Source organism: Williamsia sp. D3, from assembly GCF_000506245.1.
Classification (GTDB): Bacteria; Actinomycetota; Actinomycetes; order Mycobacteriales; family Mycobacteriaceae; genus Williamsia; species Williamsia muralis.
Genome location: NZ_AYTE01000049.1, coordinates 1 through 21,118, shown reverse-complemented (window position 1 = coordinate 21,118; position 21,118 = coordinate 1). Strand labels below are relative to the sequence as shown.

The window sequence follows — 21,118 nt, the reverse complement described above, 5'->3', positions numbered from 1 at the left end:
GCGGGCCGCCGGGGGCATATGTCCCTCGGCGGCCTCGCAACGGGCCGATCTCAGGGCCGATCGGGACCGGTCAATCGACCTGGCGGACCGCACCCTTGTCGGCTGACGTGGCGAGCTTGGCGTACGCGCGCAGCGCGGTGGTCACCTTCCGATCGCGGGCTTGCATCGGCTGCCACGGGCGTTCGGATGCGTCCATCTTCGCTCGGCGATCGGCGAGGACCTCGTCGTCGACGAGCACCTCCAGCTTGCGGGTCTTCACGTCGATCAGGACCTGGTCGCCGTCCTCGATGAGTCCGATGACACCACCCGCGGCCGCTTCCGGCGAGATGTGACCGACCGACAGGCCCGAGGAACCACCCGAGAAACGCCCGTCGGTGATGAGCGCGCACTTCTTGCCCATGCCCGTGCCCTTCATGAAGGCGGTGGGATGCAGCATCTCCTGCATGCCGGGCCCACCAGCAGGACCTTCGTACCGCACCACCAGTACTTCGCCGGCCTGAATGGTCTTGCTCAGGATGACCTGGACGGCTTCGTCCTGGGACTCGACCACTCGAGCCGGGCCCTGAAAGTGCCACAGTTCCTCGTCGATGCCGGCCGTCTTGAGTACCGCGCCGTCCTCGGCGAGATTGCCGCGCAGCACGCACAACCCGCCTTCGATCGTGTAGGCGTGCTCGATGTCGCGGATGCATCCGCCGGCAGCATCGGTGTCGAGAGAGCTCCATCGATTCGCAGTCGAGAACGGTGTGGTGGTGCGAACGCCGCCGGGGGCGGCGTGGAACAGCTCGAAGGCCTCGTCGGTTGCCTTGCCGCCGCGGATGTCCCAGTCGTCCAGGAAGGCTGCCATCGTCGGCGAATGAACCGTGCTGGTGGTGTCGTCGAGCAGTCCTGCCCGACGGAGTTCGCCCAGGATGGCGGCGATTCCACCGGCCCTGTGCACGTCTTCCATGTGGTAGTCCGAGTTGGGCGACACCTTCGACAAGCAGGGCACCCGACGGCTGATCTCATCGATGACCGTGAGATCGAAGTCGCGGACCTCGCCTTCCTGGGCGGCAGCCAATACGTGCAGAACGGTGTTCGTCGAGCCGCCCATGGCCACGTCGACCGCCATGGCGTTGCGGAATGCGCTGGGAGTCGCGATGTTCCGGGGGAGCACCGACTCGTCATCGTCTCGGTAGTACCGCAGCGCTGCCTCGACGATCACCTGTCCGGCCCTGCTGAACAGACTGCGGCGCGCTTCGTGGGTCGCGAGGGTGGAACCGTTGCCCGGCAGGGCGAGTCCCAGCGCCTCGGTGAGGCAGTTCATGGAGTTTGCCGTGAACATGCCCGAGCACGAACCGCAGGTCGGGCACGCGGCGAGTTCGACCTCCCGGAGCGCGGCATCGTCGACGGCGTCGTTGGCAGAGGCCGATATCGACGTGATCAGGTCTGACGAGGGATGCACCGTGTCTCCGACGACAACCGCCTTGCCGGCCTCCATCGGGCCGCCCGAGACGAAGACGGTGGGGATGTCGAGCCGCATGGCCGCATTCAGCATTCCCGGGGTGATCTTGTCGCAGTTGGAGATACACACCAGCGCGTCGGCAGTGTGGGCGTTGACCATGTACTCCACCGAATCGGCGATGATCTCCCGGCTGGGCAGCGAGTAGAGCATGCCGTCGTGGCCCATCGCGATGCCGTCGTCGACAGCGATGGTGTGAAATTCCCTCGGCACGCCTCCCGCAGCACGAACAGCGTCTGCCACGATCTCGCCCACGTCCTTGAGGTGCACATGGCCGGGTACGAACTGGGTGTACGAATTGGCAATGGCCACAATCGGTTTGCCGAAATCGTCGTCGGTCATCCCGGTGGCGCGCCAGAGCGAGCGGGCGCCCGACGCATTACGTCCGACAGTGGTGGTGCGTGACCTCAAATTCGGCATGGCTGCTGATTCCTCGATTGCTCGACCAGATCCGGCCGGGCTGCGGCACGGAATAGTTGCGCGGTCAACCGTACTCCGGTGGGCGCGGCCGCATTTGCGCGGCCGTACCGATTCAGCAGTGCTCAGTGCGGGTTTCGGCGCAGATCATCTCGACGCAGACGGGTCCGGCGGGAGCCGTCCGGGACTCAGGTGGTCGTACCCTCGCCGGGTTTGGTGCCGGACTGTCCATCGTTGTCGGAGATGGTGTCATCGGTCGGCGAGGTCGGCTCGGGCGTTGGCTCCTCGACCTCGGCTATCCGTTCCTGCTCGGGGCTGTCGATCGCGTAGGGGTCGGGTATGCGTCCGCGGCTGGCCGCCGACAGGCGGGGTAGGTCGCGGAAGGTGATGGCGGGCAGCACGAGTTTGGACTTGTCGGTCCGGATCGCACGCACAGCGCCCCACTTGGGGAATTGCAGCCCGGCGATCTGGTCCCACGTTGCCGACCGGCGTCCCCGCAGACTCACGGCGGTGACCCCGTCCTCGGTGACGATGGTGCGCAGCCGATGGATCCACAAGGCCAGCAGGATCGGGACCACCAGGGTCCAGCCGAGATAGCGCAACGATGCGCCCGCCAGGGCCAGCGACGTCACCGCCATCATGAACGCAGCAAAGTAGGCGACCGGAGTGATGCGGAACACCGCGGGCAGCTCGATTGATTCGGTCTCGGACACCGAGACATTGTGGCATCCCCGAAGACGCAGACAGAATCGGCGATGAACACAGCCCTGAAGCCTGGGCGTTGATTCGATCCCACGATGTGGGATCGGATCTCAAGGAGTTTGACTCACTGCATCCGCAGTTCTAGCCTGGCTAACTGTGATGCAAAAACAGATTCTCGTACTCGGCCGGCGCGTCATCGCCTGACCGGGTATCTCCCACGAGTACTCACAAAGCATCGACGCGCCACCCTCGCACAGCAACGGCTGTCGGGGGTTTTTTGTTGTCCACCGACGCATACGGCCCAGGGTCGTGGTGTCCGAACAGAGGGAAGGTGCAGTGAGCGCACCAGCAGCACGCACCCAGCCGGGGTCCCACCCCGGTGGTCAGACAACGCAGCAGGCCAAGGGGCCCGTCGCCCCGCGGCGTACGCCAGGGAGTGGTTCGCCGGTAGCCCCGTCCGCAACCGGTCCCCGTCGAACTGTGGCACCGGAGCGGGTCAGTGGTGCCAAGGCAGTAGTGCGCGCCCTCGAGGAACTCGGCGTCGATGCGGTCTTCGGCATTCCCGGCGGAGCGGTCCTCCCGGTCTACGACCCACTGTTCGACTCCAAGCAGGTCCGCCACGTCCTGGTCCGCCACGAGCAGGGGGCCGGCCACGCCGCCACCGGTTACGCGCAGGCCACCGGACGCGTCGGGGTGTGCATGGCGACCTCCGGTCCCGGTGCCACCAACCTGGTCACGCCCCTGGCCGACGCGCAGATGGACTCGGTGCCCATCGTCGCGATCACCGGGCAGGTCGGCCGCGCGCTGATCGGTACCGACGCCTTCCAGGAAGCCGACATCTCCGGTATCACCATGCCGATCACGAAGCACAACTTCTTGGTCAACAGTGGTGCGGAGATCGCGAAGGTGATGGCCGAAGCGTTCCACATCGCCGAAAGTGGCCGTCCCGGAGCGGTTCTCGTCGACATCCCCAAAGATGTGTTGCAGGCCCAGACCACGTTTTCGTGGCCGCCGCAGCTCGATCTGCCCGGCTACCGTCCGGTCACCAAGCCTCACGGCAAGCAGGTCCGGGAAGCCGCCAGGCTGATCGCGTCGTCGCGTTCACCCGTGTTCTATGTCGGTGGTGGGGTCATCAAGTCCGACTCCTCCGCTGAGCTGCTCGAGCTGGCCGAACTGACCGGTATTCCCGTGGTCACCACCCTCATGGCCCGCGGCGCGTTCCCCGACAGCCACAAGCTGCACCTCGGAATGCCCGGAATGCACGGAACGGTTGCCGCGGTCGCGGCCCTTCAGCGCAGCGACCTGCTGATCACCCTCGGCGCTCGCTTCGACGACCGTGTCACCGGCGCGCTCGATTCGTTCGCTCCCGATGCCAAGGTCATCCACGCCGACATCGACCCCGCCGAGATCGGCAAGAACCGGCACGCGGACGTGCCGATCGTCGGGGATTGCCGTGCGGTGATCACAGAGCTGACCGAGGCCATCCGTGACGAGCGGGCGACCACCGCGGCTGCGCCGGACCTGAGTACCTGGTGGAGCTACCTCGACGGCATCCGCCGCACCTACCCGCTCAGCTACGACCGCCCGGCCGACGGCTCGATGTCGCCGGAGTTCGTGATCTCGGCGATCGGCAAGACCGCCGGCCCGGACGCGATCTACTGCGCGGGTGTCGGACAGCACCAGATGTGGGCCGCACAGTTCATCTCGTACGAGAAGCCGCGTACGTGGCTGAACTCGGGCGGGCTGGGCACCATGGGTTACGCCGTCCCGGCTGCCATGGGCGCCAAGCTCGGGATGCCCGACACCGAGGTGTGGGCCATCGACGGCGACGGCTGTTTCCAGATGACCAATCAGGAACTGGCCACCTGCGCCATCGAGGGCATCCCCATCAAGGTCGCCGTCATCAACAACGGCAATCTGGGCATGGTCCGGCAGTGGCAGACCCTCTTCTATGACGAGCGGTACTCCAACACCAACCTCTCGACTCACCATTCCGAGTCGTCGGTGCGCATCCCGGACTTCTTGAAGCTCGCCGAAGCACTCGGCTGTGTCGGATTGCGTTGTGAGCGCGAGGAAGACGTCGATGCCGTGCTCGCCGAGGCGCGTGCGATCAACGATCGTCCGGTGGTCATCGACTTCGTCGTCGGTGCCGACGCCCAGGTGTGGCCCATGGTCGCCGCGGGCACAGGCAACGACGAGATCATGGCGGCCCGCGGAATTCGGCCGTTGTTCGACGACGACGAGGCCGCATCCACCGAACCCGCCGAGATCCATCGGACGATGGCAGGCGGAGACATCGCCGGCGTCGAATCGGTGCAGACCACCCGGATCAGTGACGAGAAAGACGAGACGAAATGACGACGCATCACACCCTCAGCGTGCTCGTCGAGGACCGTCCAGGTGTCCTGGCCCGTGTCTCGGCACTGTTCTCGCGCCGCGGGTTCAACATCGAGTCCCTCGCCGTGGGAGCCACCGAACTCAAAGGTGTCTCGCGGATGACCATCATGGTCGCGGTCGAGGATTTCCCTCTCGAGCAGGTCACCAAGCAGCTCAACAAGCTGATCAACGTGATCAAGATCGTCGAGCAGGACCCGGACACCTCCGTGGCCCGCGAGCTCATGATGATCAAGGTGCGCTCGGATGCGTCGGCGCGCGGAGAGGTGATCGAAGTGGTCAACCTGTTCCGGGCGAAGGTCATCGACGTGTCGCCGGAATCGATCACCGTCGAGGCGACCGGTACTCCCGACAAGCTCGAGGCACTGCTGAAAATGCTCGATCCGTATGGCATCCGCGAGATCGCCCAGTCGGGCATCGTCGCGCTCGGTCGCGGTCCGAAGAGCATGTCGGCGGCACGCTGAGGCGTTCGCCGGAATGCGCTCGGCTCGTCTCTCGGGCCGAGTTCGTCACCACACCAGAAGTTCGAGTCGAATAAAGAACTAGTCCCTGGCCAATGAGGGCCGGGGGATCACCGAAGAAGGGAAAACCAAGTGGCAGTCGAGATGTTTTACGACGACGATGCCGACCTGTCGATCATCCAGGGCCGCAAAGTTGCGGTCATCGGATACGGCAGCCAGGGACACGCTCACTCGCTGAGCCTGCGTGATTCCGGCGTCGAGGTCGTGATCGGCCTGCGCGAGGGCAGCGCTTCGCGCGCCAAGGCCGAGGAGCAGGGCCTCAAGGTCCTGACCGCGTCCGAGGCCGCCGCCTGGGCCGACGTCATCATGGTGCTCGCCCCGGACACCTCACAGGCGAAGATCTTCAAAGACGAGATCGAGCCCAACCTCAACGACGGCGACGCGCTGTTCTTCGGCCACGGCCTCAACATCCACTTCGACCTGATCGAGCCGGCCGACAACATCACCGTCGGCATGGTCGCCCCCAAGGGTCCGGGCCACCTCGTGCGTCGGCAGTACGTAGACGGCAAGGGTGTGCCCTGCCTCATCGCGGTCGATCAGGATCCCAAGGGCAACGGCGAGGCTCTGGCCCTGAGCTACGCCGCTGCGATCGGTGGAGCCCGCGCGGGTGTCATCAAGACCACGTTCAAGGAAGAGACCGAAACCGACCTCTTCGGCGAGCAGGCGGTGCTCTGCGGCGGCACCGAGGAACTGGTCAAGATCGGTTTCGAGGTCATGGTCGAAGCCGGATACGCGCCCGAGATGGCGTACTTCGAGGTGCTGCACGAGCTCAAGCTCATCGTCGACCTCATGTACGAAGGCGGCATCGCCCGCATGAACTACTCGGTCTCCGACACCGCCGAGTTCGGTGGCTATGTCTCCGGTCCCCGCGTCATCGACTCGGGTACCAAAGAGCGTATGCAGGGCATCCTCAAGGACATCCAGGACGGCACCTTCGTCAAGCGCCTGGTCGCCAACGTCGAAGGCGGCAACAAAGAGCTCGAAAACCTGCGCAAGCAGAACGCCGAACACCCCATCGAGGTCACCGGCCAGAAGCTGCGTGACCTGATGAGCTGGGTTGATCGTCCGATCACCGAAACTGCCTGATACGCAGTAGTTTTCACAACAAGCCCCGGTCTTTCGGACCGGGGCTTGTTTGTTGTGCACTTGTCGCGATCTCGACCACAACGCGGGCGGCCCGCGCCGTCTGGACTGAGGAGCGAGGGAGCGCAGCGACCGAGTCGACGAGGGAAGACGGCGCGAGAAAGGGCCGCCCGCACGCGAGCGCCAGCGAGCCAAAGACACAGCTGGTGAGCCGAGGAGCTGACTGGGGGACAGCTGAGTGAGCGAAAGGCTAACTGGCGCCGAGCGATAGCGAGCGCAGCGAGCAGATGGCTCAGAACACCCGGAAACCCTCGACGCCCCGCTTGGGCATGTCATCGAGGAGCGCTTTGATGTTGGTGCCGGTCTCCGGCCCGATGCACCCTACGAAGTAGTAGGCGTTGACCATGCCGATGAGCCTGTCGCCGACTACAACGGGGCTTCCGGAATCGCCTTCGACAACGCAGATCTGGCTGATGTGTTCGGTGCCGTTGGAAAACCAGGTGATGCCACAGGTGTTGCCGGTGGTGCGGCCTTCTTTGCAGGCGATGCTGCCGACTGCCGGGGGAGTGGTCTGGACGCCGCGGATGGTGACACTGCCGACCGTGCGGGTGGGGGTCACCTTGGTGTTGTCGAACTTGATGATGGCGTAGTCGAGTTTGTGGTTGGAGAACGCGATGCGGCCGAGTAGACCGCGGTTTTGGAACTGTTCGGAGATGACCCGCTGGCCGCCCTCGCCGCAGTGTGCCGCCGTCAGCCCGTAGAGGTCGCCCCGGTTGTCGGTGCCTATGGTGGTGAGCGTGCACGCGGCCGCGGTGTTGCCCCCGGTGAGGATGAGGATTCCCGACCCGCCTCCGAGGGTGACCTTGGCGGGATCCGCGCTCGCCGTGCCGGCCCCCACCAGCACGAGTGCGGCCATTGCGATCGCAGCGCAGACGGCGAGCAGTTTCCTGAACATTTCGATTCCCCAATCGTGTGTGCGGGCCACCTGAGCGCCCCCCGCCCGGATGCAATATAACCGTAACGCAAGTCACAGGGAGCTAGATTGCCTGCACGCGAATGAAGATTCTTTAATCGCGCAGGTCGGATGCTTGTCGGTCTACCCACCCGCGGGAAATCCGCAGGAGAGGGCCTCTAAGCTGATCGCTGGAGTTGCCAACTGAGTTTGCTCCCGGTAGAGCACCGGGCGCGGCCCGACACCAGGAGAAAATCACCGTGAGTCCCACCGGCCGCCCAGTCGTCCTGATCGCCGACAAATTGGCCCAGTCCACCGTTACTGCACTGGGTGAGGATGTCGAGGTGCGCTGGGTCGACGGCCCGGATCGTCCCAAATTGCTCGAAGCCGTCAAGGACGCCGATGCGATCCTGGTCCGATCGGCCACTCAGGTTGATGCCGAGGTTCTGGCCGCCGGCCCCAATCTGAAGATCGTCGCCCGCGCTGGAGTGGGCCTGGACAACGTGGACGTGCCGGCTGCCACCGAACGCGGGGTCATGGTCGTCAATGCGCCGACCTCGAACATCCACACCGCCGCAGAGCACGCCGTCAGCTTGCTGCTGTCCGCGGCCCGACAGATCCCCGCAGCCGACGCGACGCTGCGTCAGCACGAATGGAAGCGGTCGAGCTTCAACGGCGTGGAGATCTTCGGCAAGACCGTCGGTGTCGTCGGGCTCGGCCGGATCGGACAGCTGTTCGCGCAGCGCCTCGCGGCCTTCGAGACCAACATCATCGCGTACGACCCCTACGTGTCCCCGGCTCGCGCCGCTCAGCTCGGCATCGAACTCGTCAGCCTCGATGAACTGCTCGAGCGTGCCGACATGTTCTCGGTGCACCTGCCCAAGACGCCGGAAACCCTCGGGCTGATCGGCGCCGAGCAGCTGGCCCGTACCAAGAAGGGCGTCATCGTGGTCAACGCCGCCCGTGGCGGTCTGATCGACGAGCAGGCTCTCGCCGACGCCATCGCGTCCGGTCAGGTCTTCGCTGCCGGGCTCGACGTGTACGCCACCGAGCCGTGCACCGATTCGCCGCTGTTCGAGCTGCCGCAGGTTGTCGTCACCCCGCACCTCGGCGCGTCCACCTCGGAGGCCCAGGACCGCGCGGGCACCGACGTCGCCAAGAGTGTTCGGTTGGCCCTGGCCGGCCATTTCGTTCCCGACGCGGTCAACATCACGGGCGGGTCTGTCGACGATGAGGTCGCACCGTGGCTCGAACTCGTGCGCAAGCTCGGCGTCCTCGTCGGCGCGCTGTCCGGTCAGGTTCCGGCCAACCTCACCGTCGACGTGCGCGGCGAGATCGCCGTCAAGAACGTGGACGTCCTCGGACTGTCCGCGCTGCGCGGGTTGTTCTCGGCGGTCATCGAGGAGCCGGTCACGTTCGTGAACGCTCCGGCTCTGGCCGCAGAGCGCGGCGTGACCTCCGAGGTCACCACGGCGTCCGAGAGCCCGAACCACCGGAACCTGGTCGACCTGCGCGCTGTGTTCGGCGACGGCACCGTGCTGAACGTGGCCGGCACCCTCTCGGGTCCGGCCGAGGTCGAGAAGGTCGTGAACATCAACGGCCGCAACTTCGACCTGCGTGCCGAAGGCCGTAACCTCGTTGTCGCCTACGGTGACAAGCCCGGATCGCTCGGCAAGATCGGCACGCTGCTGGGCAACGCCGGTATCGACATCCAGGCTGCCGGGCTCTCCCAGGACGCCGAGGGTGAAGGCGCAACCATCCTGCTCCGTGTCAGCCAGGAAGTTCCGGCAGCTGTCGTCGAGGCCATCGGCGAGGCCGTCGACGCCACCCTCATCGAGCAGGTGGATCTGTCGTGAAACTGGCTGTCATCGCGGGAGACGGCATCGGACCCGAGGTCGTCGGGCAGGCGTTGGACGTTCTCGATCAGGTGCTCCCGGGTGTCGAGAAGACCGAGTTCGACCTCGGCGCCCAGCGCTACCACCGCACGGGCGAACTGCTCACGGACAGCGACCTCGCGGCCATCCGCGAACACGACGCGATCCTTCTCGGTGCGATCGGGGACCCGTCGGTGACGCCGGGCATCCTGGAGCGCGGGCTGCTGCTGAAGATGCGATTTGCGCTCGATCACCACGTGAACCTGCGCCCCAGCAAGCTGTTCCCGGGCGTGCGTTCGCCGCTGGCCGGAAACCCTGACATCGACTTCGTGGTGGTACGTGAGGGCACCGAGGGTCCGTACACCGGAAACGGTGGCGCGATCCGCGTCGGCACCCCCAACGAGGTCGCCACAGAGGTCAGTGTCAACACTCGCTTCGGCGTCGAACGTGTTGTCCGAGATGCTTTCTCGCGTGCGCAGGCACGCCGCAAGCACCTCACCCTGATCCACAAGACGAACGTACTGACCTTCGCCGGGTCGCTCTGGAAGCGCACCGTCGACGAGGTCGCGGCCGAGTTCCCGGAAGTGACGGTCGATTACAACCACATCGACGCGGCAACCATCTACATGGTCACCAACCCGTCGCGCTACGACGTCATCGTCACCGACAACTTGTTCGGCGACATCATCACCGACATCGCCGCGGCGGTCAGTGGCGGTATCGGGTTGGCGGCGTCCGGCAACATCGATGCCACCGGTACCAACCCGTCGATGTTCGAGCCGGTTCACGGCAGCGCACCCGACATCGCCGGGCAGGGCAAGGCCGATCCGACGGCTGCCATCTTGTCGGTGGGACTGCTGCTGCGCCATCTCGGTCACGACGCCGAAGCCGACCGCATCGACCAAGCGGTCGCTGCCGACCTCGCGGGCCGCGGCGATCAGCCGGTGACCACCGACGAGGTCGGAACCCGGATCAAGGCTGCACTCGGCTGAATCGGATACCTCCGAAAATCCGCTCCACCTACTGCTGTTCGCTCCCGTCGCAAGCGGTGCGAACGAACGTAGGTGGAGCGGATTTGTTTGGTGGCTTTTCGTCGGCCGGGACCAAGCCGATCGCGATGGCCGGCGCGGCCGCGGAGATCAAGAAGGCCGCCGGATAGCCGAAGGCGCCGATCGCCATTCCGAACAGGGGAGTGGATCCAGCCATCCAGAGATACTGGCCGGTGTTCTGAATTGCGAGTCCACGCCCGCTCCACCCGGGGCCTGCGAATTCGGCGATGGCGGTGAAGGCCAACCCGTTGTCCGCCACTGTGATCACGCTTGCGACAACCATGACGATGGCTGCGGTCGGGCTGTCGAGCCAGTCCGTGAACGCGAGCAAGCCGACCGAGGCAGCCGCGCCGACGGCGATCAGCCGAATGGGTTTGATACGCGACCCCCACGAGTCCGACCACCGCCCGGCGGCGATACGACCGAATGCGCCGAGTACCTGGCTGATCGTCACCAGTATCCCGGCGCTGAGGCTGACCATTCGTGTTGCACGATGAGCCACGCCGGGACGAAGGTCCACAACATCCCCTGCGGGATCGACAGCAGGATGCTGACGCCGTGTACTCGCGGCAGAAAACTGCTCCCACGATAGGGATTCGGGGACTCGACCGCGGATCCGTCGGCCCTGGTCTCACGGGGTGGGTCTGCAATCACTACTGCCACGAATACGGCCGCCAATGATGTGACCACCAGAGGAACAGCCAAACCTGCGGTGACGCCGAAGGTTTCGGCCAGCACCGGGATCGTCAACGCGCAGACCCCGATGCCCAACGGCTGCGCCATCTGCCGGACCCCCATCGCGGTGCCCCGGCGATCGGGAGGAAACCATCCGACGACGATGCGCCCGCCGGCACCGTTGGTCGCCGCCGAAGTGATTCCCGCGACCAGTAGGCACGCGCCGAGGATCACGGTCGGCGCGTCCAAAGCGTTGGCCAGGCAGGCGGATCCGGTGGCCGCGACGGTCAACGTCAGCGACAGCAGCAAGATGCGACGTTCACCGAAGCGGTCCAGCGCAACGCCCCAGGCGAAGGTCGCGAGCAGCAGGCCGACCATGGGGACCGCGGCAAGGGTCGAGGCGGCGGTCAGCGACATCCCCTCGGACCGGTGCAGCTCCGGGATCAGGAAAGCTATACCACTGACCACGCACGTGGTTGCCATTGCTGCCGTCAGGGAAGCGGCGAGCATCGCCCGACGTCTGGTTTCCGTAGGCACCGCACACCTTCTTCGATCTCAACATATGAAACTTATCGTCCACATTTTAAAACACTTAGGGAATGCAACCAACCCGGCTCCCGCCCTGTGAGACGGCGCCGGTGCGATAGTGTGGCGACCATGCGTCTAGGTCGAATTGCGAGCCCCGACGGGGTTGCCTTTGTCAGTATCGAGGGAGAAGGCGGTGATGCCACCGCTCGCGAGATCGCCGAGCATCCCTTCGGCACACCCACGTTCACGGGCCGCAGCTGGCAACTGGCCGACACCAGGCTGTTGGCGCCCATCCTGGCCAGCAAGGTGATCTGCATCGGTAAGAACTACGCCGCGCACGCGGCGGAGATGGAGACGGACGTGCCGGCGAACCCGGTCATCTTCATCAAGCCGAACACGTCGATCATCGGTCCCCAGGTGCCCATTCTGCGACCCAAGTCGTCGGAGCGGGTCGACTACGAGGGCGAGCTGGCCGTTGTCATCGGGCGACCTTGCCGTGATGTGAAGGCCTCTGCCGCCAAAGACGTCATCCTCGGCTACACGGTCGGCAACGATGTGACTGCTCGCGATCAGCAGAAGGCCGACGGTCAGTGGACCCGCGGTAAGGGGCACGACACGTTCTGTCCTCTCGGCCCATGGATCGAAACCGAGCTCGACCCAAGCGATCTCGAGATCCGCACAGAACTCGACGGCGAGGTGAGGCAGCGCAGTCGGACCAGTCTGATGCTCCACGACGTGGGTGAGATCGTGGAGTGGATCAGCGCGGTGATGACCCTGCTCCCGGGCGACGTCATCCTGACGGGCACCCCAGAAGGTATCGGCCCCATGAACGCCGGCCAGACGGTGAGCGTGACGGTCGAGGGCATCGGAACCCTCACCAACCCGATCGCCGATCGGGGCAAGTGACATGCGCCCACAACCCAAGACCGCTCAGGTCAACGGAATTCAGCTGAGTTATGAAGACGCGGGGACCGGTCCGCTGGTCGTGATGGTGATGGGGACGGGTAGCCCCGGCCGGGTGTGGAAAGCGCACCAGCAGCCGGCGTTGGTCAAGGCCGGCTACCGGGTCATCACGTTTGACAATCGCGGGATCTCGCCGTCGAGCGAGTGTCCCGGTGGGTTCACCCTCGCCGACATGGTGGCCGACACCGCTGCGCTGATCGAGTACATCGGTGCGGGTCCGGCCGCGGTGATCGGCACCTCGCTGGGAGCGAAGATCACCCAGGAGTTGACGCTGGCTCGTCCCGAACTCGTCAAGTGCGCGGCGATGATCGCCACGTACGGCCGCAGTGGGCCTCTCCAAGAGGCAATCTCAGAGGGTGAGCGTGCGCTGTATGACCGGGGCATCACGCTCCCGCCGCGCTATCACGCTGCGATCACCGCGCACCTGAACCTGTCGCGACACACACTCGACGACGACGCCGCGGTCCGGGATTGGCTGGACGTCATCGAATTCTCGGGTCAATCCAACACCGCGGGAGTTCGTGCGCAACTGGCGTTGCACGACGGCGAGAGCGACCGGCTGTCGGCCTATGCGGCCATCAACACGCCTTCTCTCGTGGTCGGTTTCGCCGACGATCGGACGTTGCCACCTCACCTTGCGCGCGAGGTCGCCGACGCGATCGGCAGTGCCGAGTATCGCATTGTCGAGAAGGCAGGACACTACGGGTATCTCGAGCAACCCGACGAGGTGAACTCATTGCTGATCGGGTTCCTCGACCAGCACGCCCGCTGAGCCACGACCGGGCGAGGGCCGGCCGGCGGTCAGCGATAGCCTGGGGACATGAGTGATTCGCAGGTCCGCGTCCGTTTCTGTCCATCACCGACCGGCACCCCCCACGTCGGTCTGGTGCGCACCGCGCTGTTCAACTTCGTCCACGCGCGGCACACCGGCGGCACCTTCGTGTTCCGGATCGAGGACACCGACGCGGCGCGAGACAGCGAGGAGTCGTATCAGTCCTTACTCGACGCCCTTCGCTGGCTCGGGCTCGAGTGGGACGAAGGCCCCGAGGTCGGTGGCCCGTACCAGCCGTACCGTCAGTCGCTGCGCAAGGCGCAGCATCTCGACGTGGTGGCCAAGCTGCTCGAGGCCGGCGAAGCGTATGAGGCCTTCTCGACGGCCGACGAGGTCGAGGCCCGTCACAAGGCGGCCGGCCGCGACCCCAAACTGGGTTACGACAACTTCGACCGCACGCTGACCGATGAACAAAAGCAGGCCTACCGCGACGAAGGCCGAACCTCGGTGGTGCGTTTGCCGATGCCCGACCGGGACATCGAGTGGGACGATCTGGTGCGCGGCCGCACGGTTATCCGGGCGGGCACGGTCCCTGACTTCGCCTTGACGCGCGGCAACGGTGATCCGTTGTACACGTTGGTCAATCCGGTCGACGACGCCCTGATGAACATCACCCACGTACTGCGGGGCGAGGACCTGCTGTCGTCCACGCCTCGCCAGATCGCGCTGTACGAGGCGCTGGCCCGGATCGGAATCGCAAAGCGCACACCAGAATTCGGGCACCTTCCATTTGTGATGGGCGAAGGCAACAAGAAGCTGTCGAAGCGCGACCCGGAATCGAGTCTGTTCCACCACCGCGACCGGGGATTCATCCCCGAGGGGCTGCTGAATTACCTGGCGCTACTCGGCTGGGGCATCGCCGACGATCACGACATCTTCACCCTCGACGAGATGATCGCGGCGTTCGACATCCGTCAGGTCAACTCCAACCCGGCCCGGTTCGACCAGAAGAAGGCCGACGCGATCAACGCCGAGCACATTCGACGCTTGGCTCCGGACGACTTCGCCGACCGGCTGCGCACGTACCTGGTCTCCGCTGGGCTGCTGACCCAGCCTGTGGACGACAAACAGTTCACCGTGGTCGCCGATCTGGTGCAGACCCGCATCCAGGTTCTCGGTGAGGCATGGGGTCTGATCGCGTTCCTCTATGTTCCCGACAGCGAGTTCGCCATCGACGAGACGGCCGCGCGCAAGAACCTGGGAGCCGACGCCGGGCCGGTGCTCGACGCCACCATCGCCGCTCTGAGCGCTCTGGACGAGTGGACCACCCCCGCGATCGAGGCGGCCCTCAAAGATGCGCTGGTGGACAAGCTGGAGCTCAAGCCGCGCAAGGCGTTCGGCCCGGTGCGGGTGGCGGTGACGGGATCCCACATCAGCCCGCCACTGTTCGAGTCGCTCGAGCTGCTCGGCGAGGCGCGCAGTCTCGAGCGTTTGCGGCAAGCCCGGGCAAACTTCTGCTGAAAACCCGTTCTGAGCTGGCGATTGTAGGTTCTGGCGGGGGGTTTGATACCCTTCTTTTCGGCGCTTTTCCGGCGGTCACAAGCGGCTTGGAAAGCACCCATTGGGGTATGGTGTAATTGGCAACACAGCGGTTTCTGGTACCGCCATTCTAGGTTCGAGTCCTGGTACCCCAGCGGTTCACAGCTCAGCTGTGACAGTTCTGGCCCCGTCGTCTAGCGGCCTAGGACGCCGCCCTCTCAAGGCGGTAGCGCGGGTTCGAATCCCGTCGGGGCTACAACAGAAAGACCCTCTCACCTGCAACGCAGGGGAGAGGGTCTTTTGTTTTGGGTCGCGGCAGCAGAGTTTCGGGTCGGCGGGGCCAGTCTCCCCGGTTCAGTCGGTGGACGGTGTGGAAATACGAACGGCCCCGGTGGGATGCCAGGCCAGCGAGCCGTTTTCGAAGTCCTGTGCTCGGCCGCCGTTGTACTCGTACTCGTTGGACACCGGCCAACCCAGCTCACCGGTTTCGGCCCCTCGGCGGTAGTACGCGTCGCCGATCACGCCGTGAACATGGTGTCCGGGGTCGTCTCCCAATTTGCGGAACACGACGCCGCGTTCGAACGCCTGGATGTCGCCCACCCCCTCCACGTAGGTGTGACCCTGCACGGGGTATCCCAGAGGACCGTTCTCCCAGTTCAATCCGGCCCAGTACTCGAAGATGCGCATGTTCACCGCATGTGCGCCGAACCGCGGGTGCCAGTAGACGTAGCCGGCGCGGAATTTCGCGTACCTGCCTGCGCCGTCTGATCCGCAGATCATCTCTCCGGGCGTCTCACGTTCTCCCAGCCAAAAACCCGCGACCTTCTGGACCTCATCGATCTGGTTGACCGCCGGCGGTGTCGGGCCTCGGTTGATCTGTTGCTGGATGTCTTGCCGAAACGCGTCCATGTCGATGCCGCCCGGGTCCCACTTCCCCTGCGAGCGGCCGGCCCATTCCTTGTGACCGATGACGCGATCTGCACCCAGGCCGAGCTGACGGCAGATCGCTGCACACACCTTCACGTAAGCCCAGTACTGCGCCGCGGACCATCCTTCGGTGCCGCTGTTCTCCGCCTCGATCCCGATGGAGACCCGGTTGGCGTCATCGGTGGGAATGCCGGGCCAGTCGCCAGGACCGGCATGCCATGCGATGCCCGCGCCCACAACTGTCGCGACGCCGTTGCGGGCAAGGTGTATCTGGGAACTCAGTCCCAATTCAGGATGCTCGGCGATGGATCGGGGACTGGCGTTGCCACCGGTGTGGTGTGCCATGACATGGGTGATCTGGCCGAAGTCGCCGTGGCCGCGGTCAAGCCAGCCCGGATACTCCACGGTCTCCACACCCTCTGCGCGCAGAACGTCCGCGAGCCAGACGGGATCTGCCACGGCAGCGTCTCCTTGGTGTCTTGTCGGGTGCGGTCGCGTCAGAGAGGTTGGGCGACGTGGAACACCATCCAGGCCGCCCAGCGCCCCGGTTGCACGGCGAGCGTGGTGATCTCCACCTGGCCGTCCATCACGATCGGGACGTTGACGAACGCTTGCGCTCGAACGCCTTCGGCGAGCCAGGTCTGGATCGAGTCGGGATCGGCATCGTGATGGAGCCGATAGTTCAACTCGCGACCAGAGTCCGAGACGAGGCGCAGATAGTGCACCATCGGTACCTCCTCGAGTACGGGGTCAACCCGATGAGCGTACAAAAGCCGTCGGACAGCTGAGTGGATCCGCCGCGTGTGCATCTCTGACGCCGTCGATCGGGCGACGAGTTGAAGAAAGCGACGTTGCTGACGCAGGATTGGCCAATGACCAAGAAGATGACGAAGAACGAGCTGCTCGCCGAACTCGACCTGAGAATCGGATCATCATCACCGGACATGCCGGGGACGTCATCGACAACCAGCGCCACCGAGAGTGCGGACGACATCCACGCCAGGGATGCCAAATTGTCGTCGTGGCGCGATCAGGTCCAGAATGCCACCGACGGTGACCCGGTCCTGGACGAGATCGCCGCGCACCTGGCCGAGTGATCACACACTCGGCGGTCGGTGGACGCGATCACTGCTGGTTCAGGAACTCAGCTGTGCTGCCGGCCAACGGGATCTCGGGCATACCCAGTTTGCGGTGATCCCAGCTGCGGACGCGGTCGGGTGAGACCCGGACCGCCACGCGCTTGTTCATCATCTGGTCCACGAACGGTCGCATCTCTTCGGTGTACGGGCCGTTGTACCGTTCCCACACACTGATCCCGACCTTCAGGATGGTGTCGGGATCGTCGTGGATCGATGCCGTGCCTTCGATCGCGACGCCGCGGAGTTTGTCGTAGGTCAGGCCGTCTTCGATCATCACGGTGCAGATCGGGTTGCGGCGCACGTTCACCGCCTTCTGTGACTTGGCCTTGGTCTCGAACCAGATCTCGCCGTCGATCACCGCGTACCACATCGCGACGAGGTGCGGCCTGCCCTGAGCGGACACCGTTGCCAGTGTCGCGGTTCGGCTCTGGACGATGAACGTCGAGATCTCGTCCTCGCTCATGACAATCTTGCCGCGCTCGTTCGTACCCACTCGGTGCCCTCTCGCCGCGGGAGAGTGATGGGTCGACGACCCTCAATCTCCATCCCAGATGAACGTGTTCTCACACACTAATGCCGCGCTACAGCCGCTTGTTGATCGCATCGGCTGCAGCCAGCAGGTCAGCGGCCCATCGCGATCCCGGACGCCGGCCCATACGGTCGATGGGGCCGGATACCGAGATCGCCGCGATCACCTCACCGCTGGGGCTGCGAACCGGGGCGGACACACTCGCGACGCCGGGCTCGCGTTCTCCGACGCTCTGTGCCCAGCCGCGCCGTCGCGCCTCGAGCAATGTTCGCTCGCTGAATCCGTTCTCTCCCAACAACAGTCGCGCGGTCGCCGGATCGGCCCAGGCAAGAAGCACCTTCGCTCCGGAACCGGCGTTCATCGGCAGGCGCGCGCCAACCGGGACCGTGTCCCGAAGCCCCGACGGCGGTTCGATCGCCGCGACACAGATGCGGTCGGCACCTTCGCGGCGATAGAGCTGCACACTTTCCCCGGTGATCTCGCGAAGCCTCGGCAGCACCAGGGCCGCGGCCTCGCGGACCGTGTCGGTGGCACCGGCCGCCAATTCGCCCAAGACCGGACCGGGGCACCACAAGCCGGATGTGTTGCGCGCCAGCAGTCGATGGGTCTCGAGGCCGACCGCCAATCGGTGCGCGGTGGCGCGGGGCAGGCCGGTGCGTGAACAGAGCTCTCCCAGATTGCACGGGCCCTCGGCGACGGCGTGCAGAACTGCAACGGATTTGTCCAGAACACCGATGCCACTGGACGTGGCCGATGCGGTATCATTTCTCACAAGCCGATACTATGCTCTCGCATACTGAGATGCCAGCCCCAACTCGGTAAGACAGAAAAGTGGTGATTGTGGTGACCGACCGTCCGATGACCCTGGCCGAAAAGGTCTGGGAAGAGCATGTTGTGGTTCGCGGTGAGGGAGAAGGATCCTCGCGCAACCCCGACTTGATCTACATCGATCTACATCTCGTGCACGAGGTGACCAGTCCGCAGGCATTCGATGGGCTCCGCCTGGCGAACCGTCCGGTGCGCAGGCCCGACCTCACGATCGCGACCGAGGACCACAACGTCCCGACGGTCGACATCGACAAGGTCATCGCCGACCCCATCTCGCGATTGCAGGTGGACACCCTTCGCCGCAACTGCGAAGAGTTCGGTATCCGACTGCATTCGATGGGCGATGCCGAGCAGGGCATCGTCCACATCATCGGTCCGCAGCTCGGACTCACCCTGCCGGGTATGACAGTGGTCTGCGGCGACAGCCACACCTCGACCCACGGTGCCTTCGGTGCGATCGCGATGGGCATCGGCACCTCCGAGGTCGAACACGTCATGGCAACTCAGACTTTGTCGTTGCGCCCCTTCAAGACAATGGCGATCACCGTCGACGGCGAGCTGCCGCCCGGCGTGACGAGCAAGGACCTGATCTTGGCGATCATTGCCAAGATCGGCACCGGCGGAGGACAGGGCTACGTCCTCGAGTACCGCGGATCGGCGATCGAGAAGCTGTCGATGGAAGCGCGGATGACCGTGTGCAACATGTCGATTGAGGCGGGTGCACGCGCGGGTCTGATCGCTCCCGACGACACCACGTTCGAGTTCATCAAGGGCCGTCCGCACGCCCCGCAGGGTGCCGATTGGGACGCGGCGGTGGAGAATTGGCGGCAATTGCGTACCGATCCAGACGCTGTCTTCGATGCCGAGGTGCACATCGACGCGGCGTCGCTGACGCCGTTCGTCACCTGGGGGACCAACCCCGGCCAGGCGCGCCCCTCGGTGCCACGGTGCCGGACCCGGCCGAGATGACCGACGAGGGGCTGGCCGCCTCGGCGCAGAAGGCGCTCGAGTACATGGATTTGAAGCCCGGAACCCCACTGCGTGATGTGGAGGTGGACACCGTCTTCGTCGGATCGTGCACCAACGGGCGCATCGAGGACCTACGTGCGGTGGCCGAGATCCTCGACGGTCGCAAGATCGCCGACGGGATGCGCATGCTGATCGTTCCCGGGTCCACCCGTGTGCGGCTGCAGGCCGAGCAGGAGGGCCTCGGTGAGATATTCGATGCCGCAGGCGCACAGTGGCGACAGGCGGGGTGCTCGATGTGTCTGGGGATGAACCCGGACCAGCTGGCGCCAGGGGAACGGTGTGCGTCCACATCGAACCGGAATTTCGAAGGGCGACAGGGCAAGGGCGGCCGAACCCATCTGGTCTCACCGGCCGTGGCGGCGGCCACCGCGATCCGAGGTCGGCTTTCTGCGCCCACGGATCTGCCCGATCCCGTCCGATAAATCTCACAGGCCGAAAAGAAAGAACAGACGATGGAACCGATCACCACGCACACCGGCATCGGCGTCCCGATGCGCAGGGGCAACGTCGACACCGATCAGATCATCCCGGCGGTCTACCTGAAGCGAGTGACTCGCACGGGCTTTGAGGACGGTCTGTTCGCCGCGTGGCGCAACGACCCCGATTTTGTCCTCAACACCGAGCCGTACAACCGCGGCTCGGTGCTCGTGGCCGGGCCCGACTTCGGCACCGGGTCGTCGCGCGAGCACGCCGTCTGGGCGTTATCCGACTTCGGATTTCGGGTTGTCATCTCGTCGAGATTCGCCGATATCTTCCGCGGGAACGCCGGAAAAGCGGGTTTGGTGGCCGCCCAGGTGGAGCAGTCGGACGTCGAACTGCTCTGGAAACGGCTCGAAGAGCAGCCGGGACTGGAATTGACGGTGAGCCTTGAAGATCAGACCGTCACCGCAGGGGACCTAGTGGTGCGCTTTGCAATTGATGAGTACACAAGGTGGCGTCTGATGGAGGGTCTGGACGACATCGGACTGACATTGCGGCAGGTCGAAGCCATTTCTGCGTATGAAAAGGTAAGGCCCGTATGGAAACCGAAAACCCTGCCGGTCCCTCCCTCGGGAGCCTGAAGCCGGCCTCTGACGTAACCTGTTAGAGGACAAACCTTTCGCCACGCCGGGTGAATTTGGCGTGGATCGTGGACGTTTTGCCATTTGACGTTTACCGTGTCCTGTAGCTGGCCCAAAGTGGGCCAACAGTTTGCGGAGGTTGAATCCATGAACAAGGCAGAGCTCATCGAGGAACTGACAAAGAAGTTGGGGACCGATCGCCGGACGGCTACAGATGCCGTTGAGCACATCGTCGATACGATCGTTCGCGCTGTGAACAAAGGCGAGAGCGTCACGATCACCGGCTTTGGTGTTTTCGAAAAGCGTCGCCGCGCTGCACGGGTTGCCCGCAACCCCCGCACCGGTGAAACAGTCAAGGTCCGTCCGACTTGGGTTCCGGCATTCCGTCCGGGCGCCCAGTTCAAGTTGGTGGTCTCCGGCAAGCAGAAGCTGAGCGCGTCGGGACCAGCAGTCAAGCGGGGCAGTGCAACTGCTTCGAGCAGTGCGCCGGCCAAGAAGACCGCCGCCAAGAAGGCGGCTCCGGCCAAGAAGGCGGCCACTCCGGCCAAGAAGACCGCCGCGAAGAAGACCACGGCAGCACCGGCCAAGAAGACTGCTGCCAAGAAGACCACGGCAGCACCGGCCAAGAAGACTGCTGC

General features: G+C 64.9%; 18 protein-coding genes, 2 tRNA genes and 2 pseudogenes. 14 read left to right on the top strand and 8 right to left on the bottom strand.

What is annotated here, in order from left to right; genetic code table 11:
• Positions 1-70 precede the first annotated feature (70 nt).
• A complete protein-coding gene (gene ilvD / locus W823_RS55710) occupies positions 71-1,918 on the bottom strand; it encodes a dihydroxy-acid dehydratase (protein ID WP_023963816.1) in 1,848 nt (615 codons plus the stop codon).
• Between the two features lie 185 nt (positions 1,919-2,103).
• Positions 2,104-2,628: a PH domain-containing protein gene (locus W823_RS0131125; RefSeq protein ID WP_023963814.1), complete on the bottom strand. Its 525-nt coding sequence runs from the start codon at positions 2,626-2,628 to the stop codon at positions 2,104-2,106.
• Between the two features lie 325 nt (positions 2,629-2,953).
• On the opposite strand from W823_RS0131125, the gene W823_RS55705 reads away from it, so the two are divergent.
• From W823_RS55705 to ilvC, 3 genes are all read left to right on the top strand, one after another.
• Positions 2,954-4,975, top strand: coding sequence for an acetolactate synthase large subunit (locus tag W823_RS55705; RefSeq protein WP_023963812.1), 2,022 nt, complete (start codon positions 2,954-2,956; stop codon positions 4,973-4,975).
• A complete protein-coding gene (gene ilvN / locus W823_RS55700; protein ID WP_023963810.1) occupies positions 4,972-5,475 on the top strand; it encodes an acetolactate synthase small subunit in 504 nt (167 codons plus the stop codon). The genes W823_RS55705 and ilvN overlap by 4 nt, the downstream gene beginning before the upstream one ends.
• 141 nt (positions 5,476-5,616) lie before the next feature.
• A complete protein-coding gene (gene ilvC, locus W823_RS55695; RefSeq protein ID WP_200866421.1) occupies positions 5,617-6,618 on the top strand; it encodes a ketol-acid reductoisomerase in 1,002 nt (333 codons plus the stop codon).
• Between the two features lie 289 nt (positions 6,619-6,907).
• Here the strand turns inward: ilvC and W823_RS55690 are convergent, their stop codons facing one another.
• Positions 6,908-7,570: a S1 family peptidase gene (locus W823_RS55690; protein ID WP_023963806.1), complete on the bottom strand. Its 663-nt coding sequence runs from the start codon at positions 7,568-7,570 to the stop codon at positions 6,908-6,910.
• A gap of 257 nt (positions 7,571-7,827) precedes the next feature.
• Between W823_RS55690 and serA the strand changes: the two genes are divergently transcribed.
• A complete protein-coding gene (serA, locus tag W823_RS55685; RefSeq protein WP_023963804.1) occupies positions 7,828-9,423 on the top strand; it encodes a phosphoglycerate dehydrogenase in 1,596 nt (531 codons plus the stop codon).
• Positions 9,420-10,433 carry a 3-isopropylmalate dehydrogenase gene (locus W823_RS55680; RefSeq protein ID WP_023963802.1) on the top strand — a complete coding sequence of 338 codons (1,014 nt, stop codon included), beginning with the start codon at positions 9,420-9,422 and terminating at the stop codon, positions 10,431-10,433. The genes serA and W823_RS55680 overlap by 4 nt, the downstream gene beginning before the upstream one ends.
• A gap of 28 nt (positions 10,434-10,461) precedes the next feature.
• Here W823_RS55680 and W823_RS55675 read toward each other — a convergent pair.
• Positions 10,462-11,675: pseudogene (locus W823_RS55675) on the bottom strand (MFS transporter).
• 147 nt (positions 11,676-11,822) lie between these two features.
• On the opposite strand from W823_RS55675, the gene W823_RS55670 reads away from it, so the two are divergent.
• From W823_RS55670 to W823_RS55650, 5 genes are all read left to right on the top strand, one after another.
• Positions 11,823-12,599: a fumarylacetoacetate hydrolase family protein gene (locus W823_RS55670; RefSeq protein ID WP_023963800.1), complete on the top strand. Its 777-nt coding sequence runs from the start codon at positions 11,823-11,825 to the stop codon at positions 12,597-12,599.
• A 1-nt stretch (position 12,600) separates the two neighbouring features.
• Entirely contained in the window at positions 12,601-13,428 is an 828-nt protein-coding gene (locus tag W823_RS55665; RefSeq protein ID WP_023963798.1) for an alpha/beta fold hydrolase, read from the top strand.
• A gap of 48 nt (positions 13,429-13,476) precedes the next feature.
• Positions 13,477-14,949: a glutamate--tRNA ligase gene (gene gltX / locus W823_RS55660; RefSeq protein ID WP_023963796.1), complete on the top strand. Its 1,473-nt coding sequence runs from the start codon at positions 13,477-13,479 to the stop codon at positions 14,947-14,949.
• 101 nt (positions 14,950-15,050) lie between these two features.
• Positions 15,051-15,122, top strand: a tRNA-Gln gene (locus W823_RS55655).
• A 28-nt stretch (positions 15,123-15,150) separates the two neighbouring features.
• A tRNA-Glu gene (locus W823_RS55650) sits at positions 15,151-15,223 on the top strand.
• A 98-nt stretch (positions 15,224-15,321) separates the two neighbouring features.
• On the opposite strand, the gene W823_RS55645 is transcribed toward W823_RS55650, so the two are convergent.
• Positions 15,322-16,353 carry an N-acetylmuramoyl-L-alanine amidase gene (locus W823_RS55645; RefSeq protein ID WP_023963794.1) on the bottom strand — a complete coding sequence of 344 codons (1,032 nt, stop codon included), beginning with the start codon at positions 16,351-16,353 and terminating at the stop codon, positions 15,322-15,324.
• A 38-nt stretch (positions 16,354-16,391) separates the two neighbouring features.
• Positions 16,392-16,622, bottom strand: a complete 231-nt coding sequence (locus W823_RS55640) for a hypothetical protein (protein ID WP_030172015.1) — start codon at positions 16,620-16,622, stop codon at positions 16,392-16,394.
• A 144-nt stretch (positions 16,623-16,766) separates the two neighbouring features.
• Here W823_RS55640 and W823_RS55635 point away from each other — a divergent pair, with 144 nt between their 5' ends.
• Entirely contained in the window at positions 16,767-16,991 is a 225-nt protein-coding gene (locus W823_RS55635; RefSeq protein WP_023963790.1) for a hypothetical protein, read from the top strand.
• A 28-nt stretch (positions 16,992-17,019) separates the two neighbouring features.
• On the opposite strand, the gene W823_RS55630 is transcribed toward W823_RS55635, so the two are convergent.
• Both W823_RS55630 and W823_RS55625 read right to left on the bottom strand, forming a co-directional pair.
• A complete protein-coding gene (locus W823_RS55630; protein WP_023963788.1) occupies positions 17,020-17,526 on the bottom strand; it encodes a pyridoxamine 5'-phosphate oxidase family protein in 507 nt (168 codons plus the stop codon).
• 88 nt (positions 17,527-17,614) lie between these two features.
• A complete protein-coding gene (locus tag W823_RS55625; RefSeq protein WP_023963786.1) occupies positions 17,615-18,334 on the bottom strand; it encodes an IclR family transcriptional regulator in 720 nt (239 codons plus the stop codon).
• A gap of 86 nt (positions 18,335-18,420) precedes the next feature.
• On the opposite strand from W823_RS55625, the pseudogene leuC reads away from it, so the two are divergent.
• The 3 genes and pseudogenes from leuC to W823_RS0131105 form a co-directional block, all read left to right on the top strand.
• Positions 18,421-19,841 (top strand): annotated as a pseudogene (leuC, locus tag W823_RS55620) (3-isopropylmalate dehydratase large subunit).
• A 30-nt stretch (positions 19,842-19,871) separates the two neighbouring features.
• Positions 19,872-20,480 carry a 3-isopropylmalate dehydratase small subunit gene (gene leuD / locus W823_RS55615; protein ID WP_023963784.1) on the top strand — a complete coding sequence of 203 codons (609 nt, stop codon included), beginning with the start codon at positions 19,872-19,874 and terminating at the stop codon, positions 20,478-20,480.
• A gap of 147 nt (positions 20,481-20,627) precedes the next feature.
• Positions 20,628-21,118: HU family DNA-binding protein (locus W823_RS0131105; RefSeq protein WP_031333716.1), on the top strand; the 491-nt coding region annotated here is incomplete at its 3' end.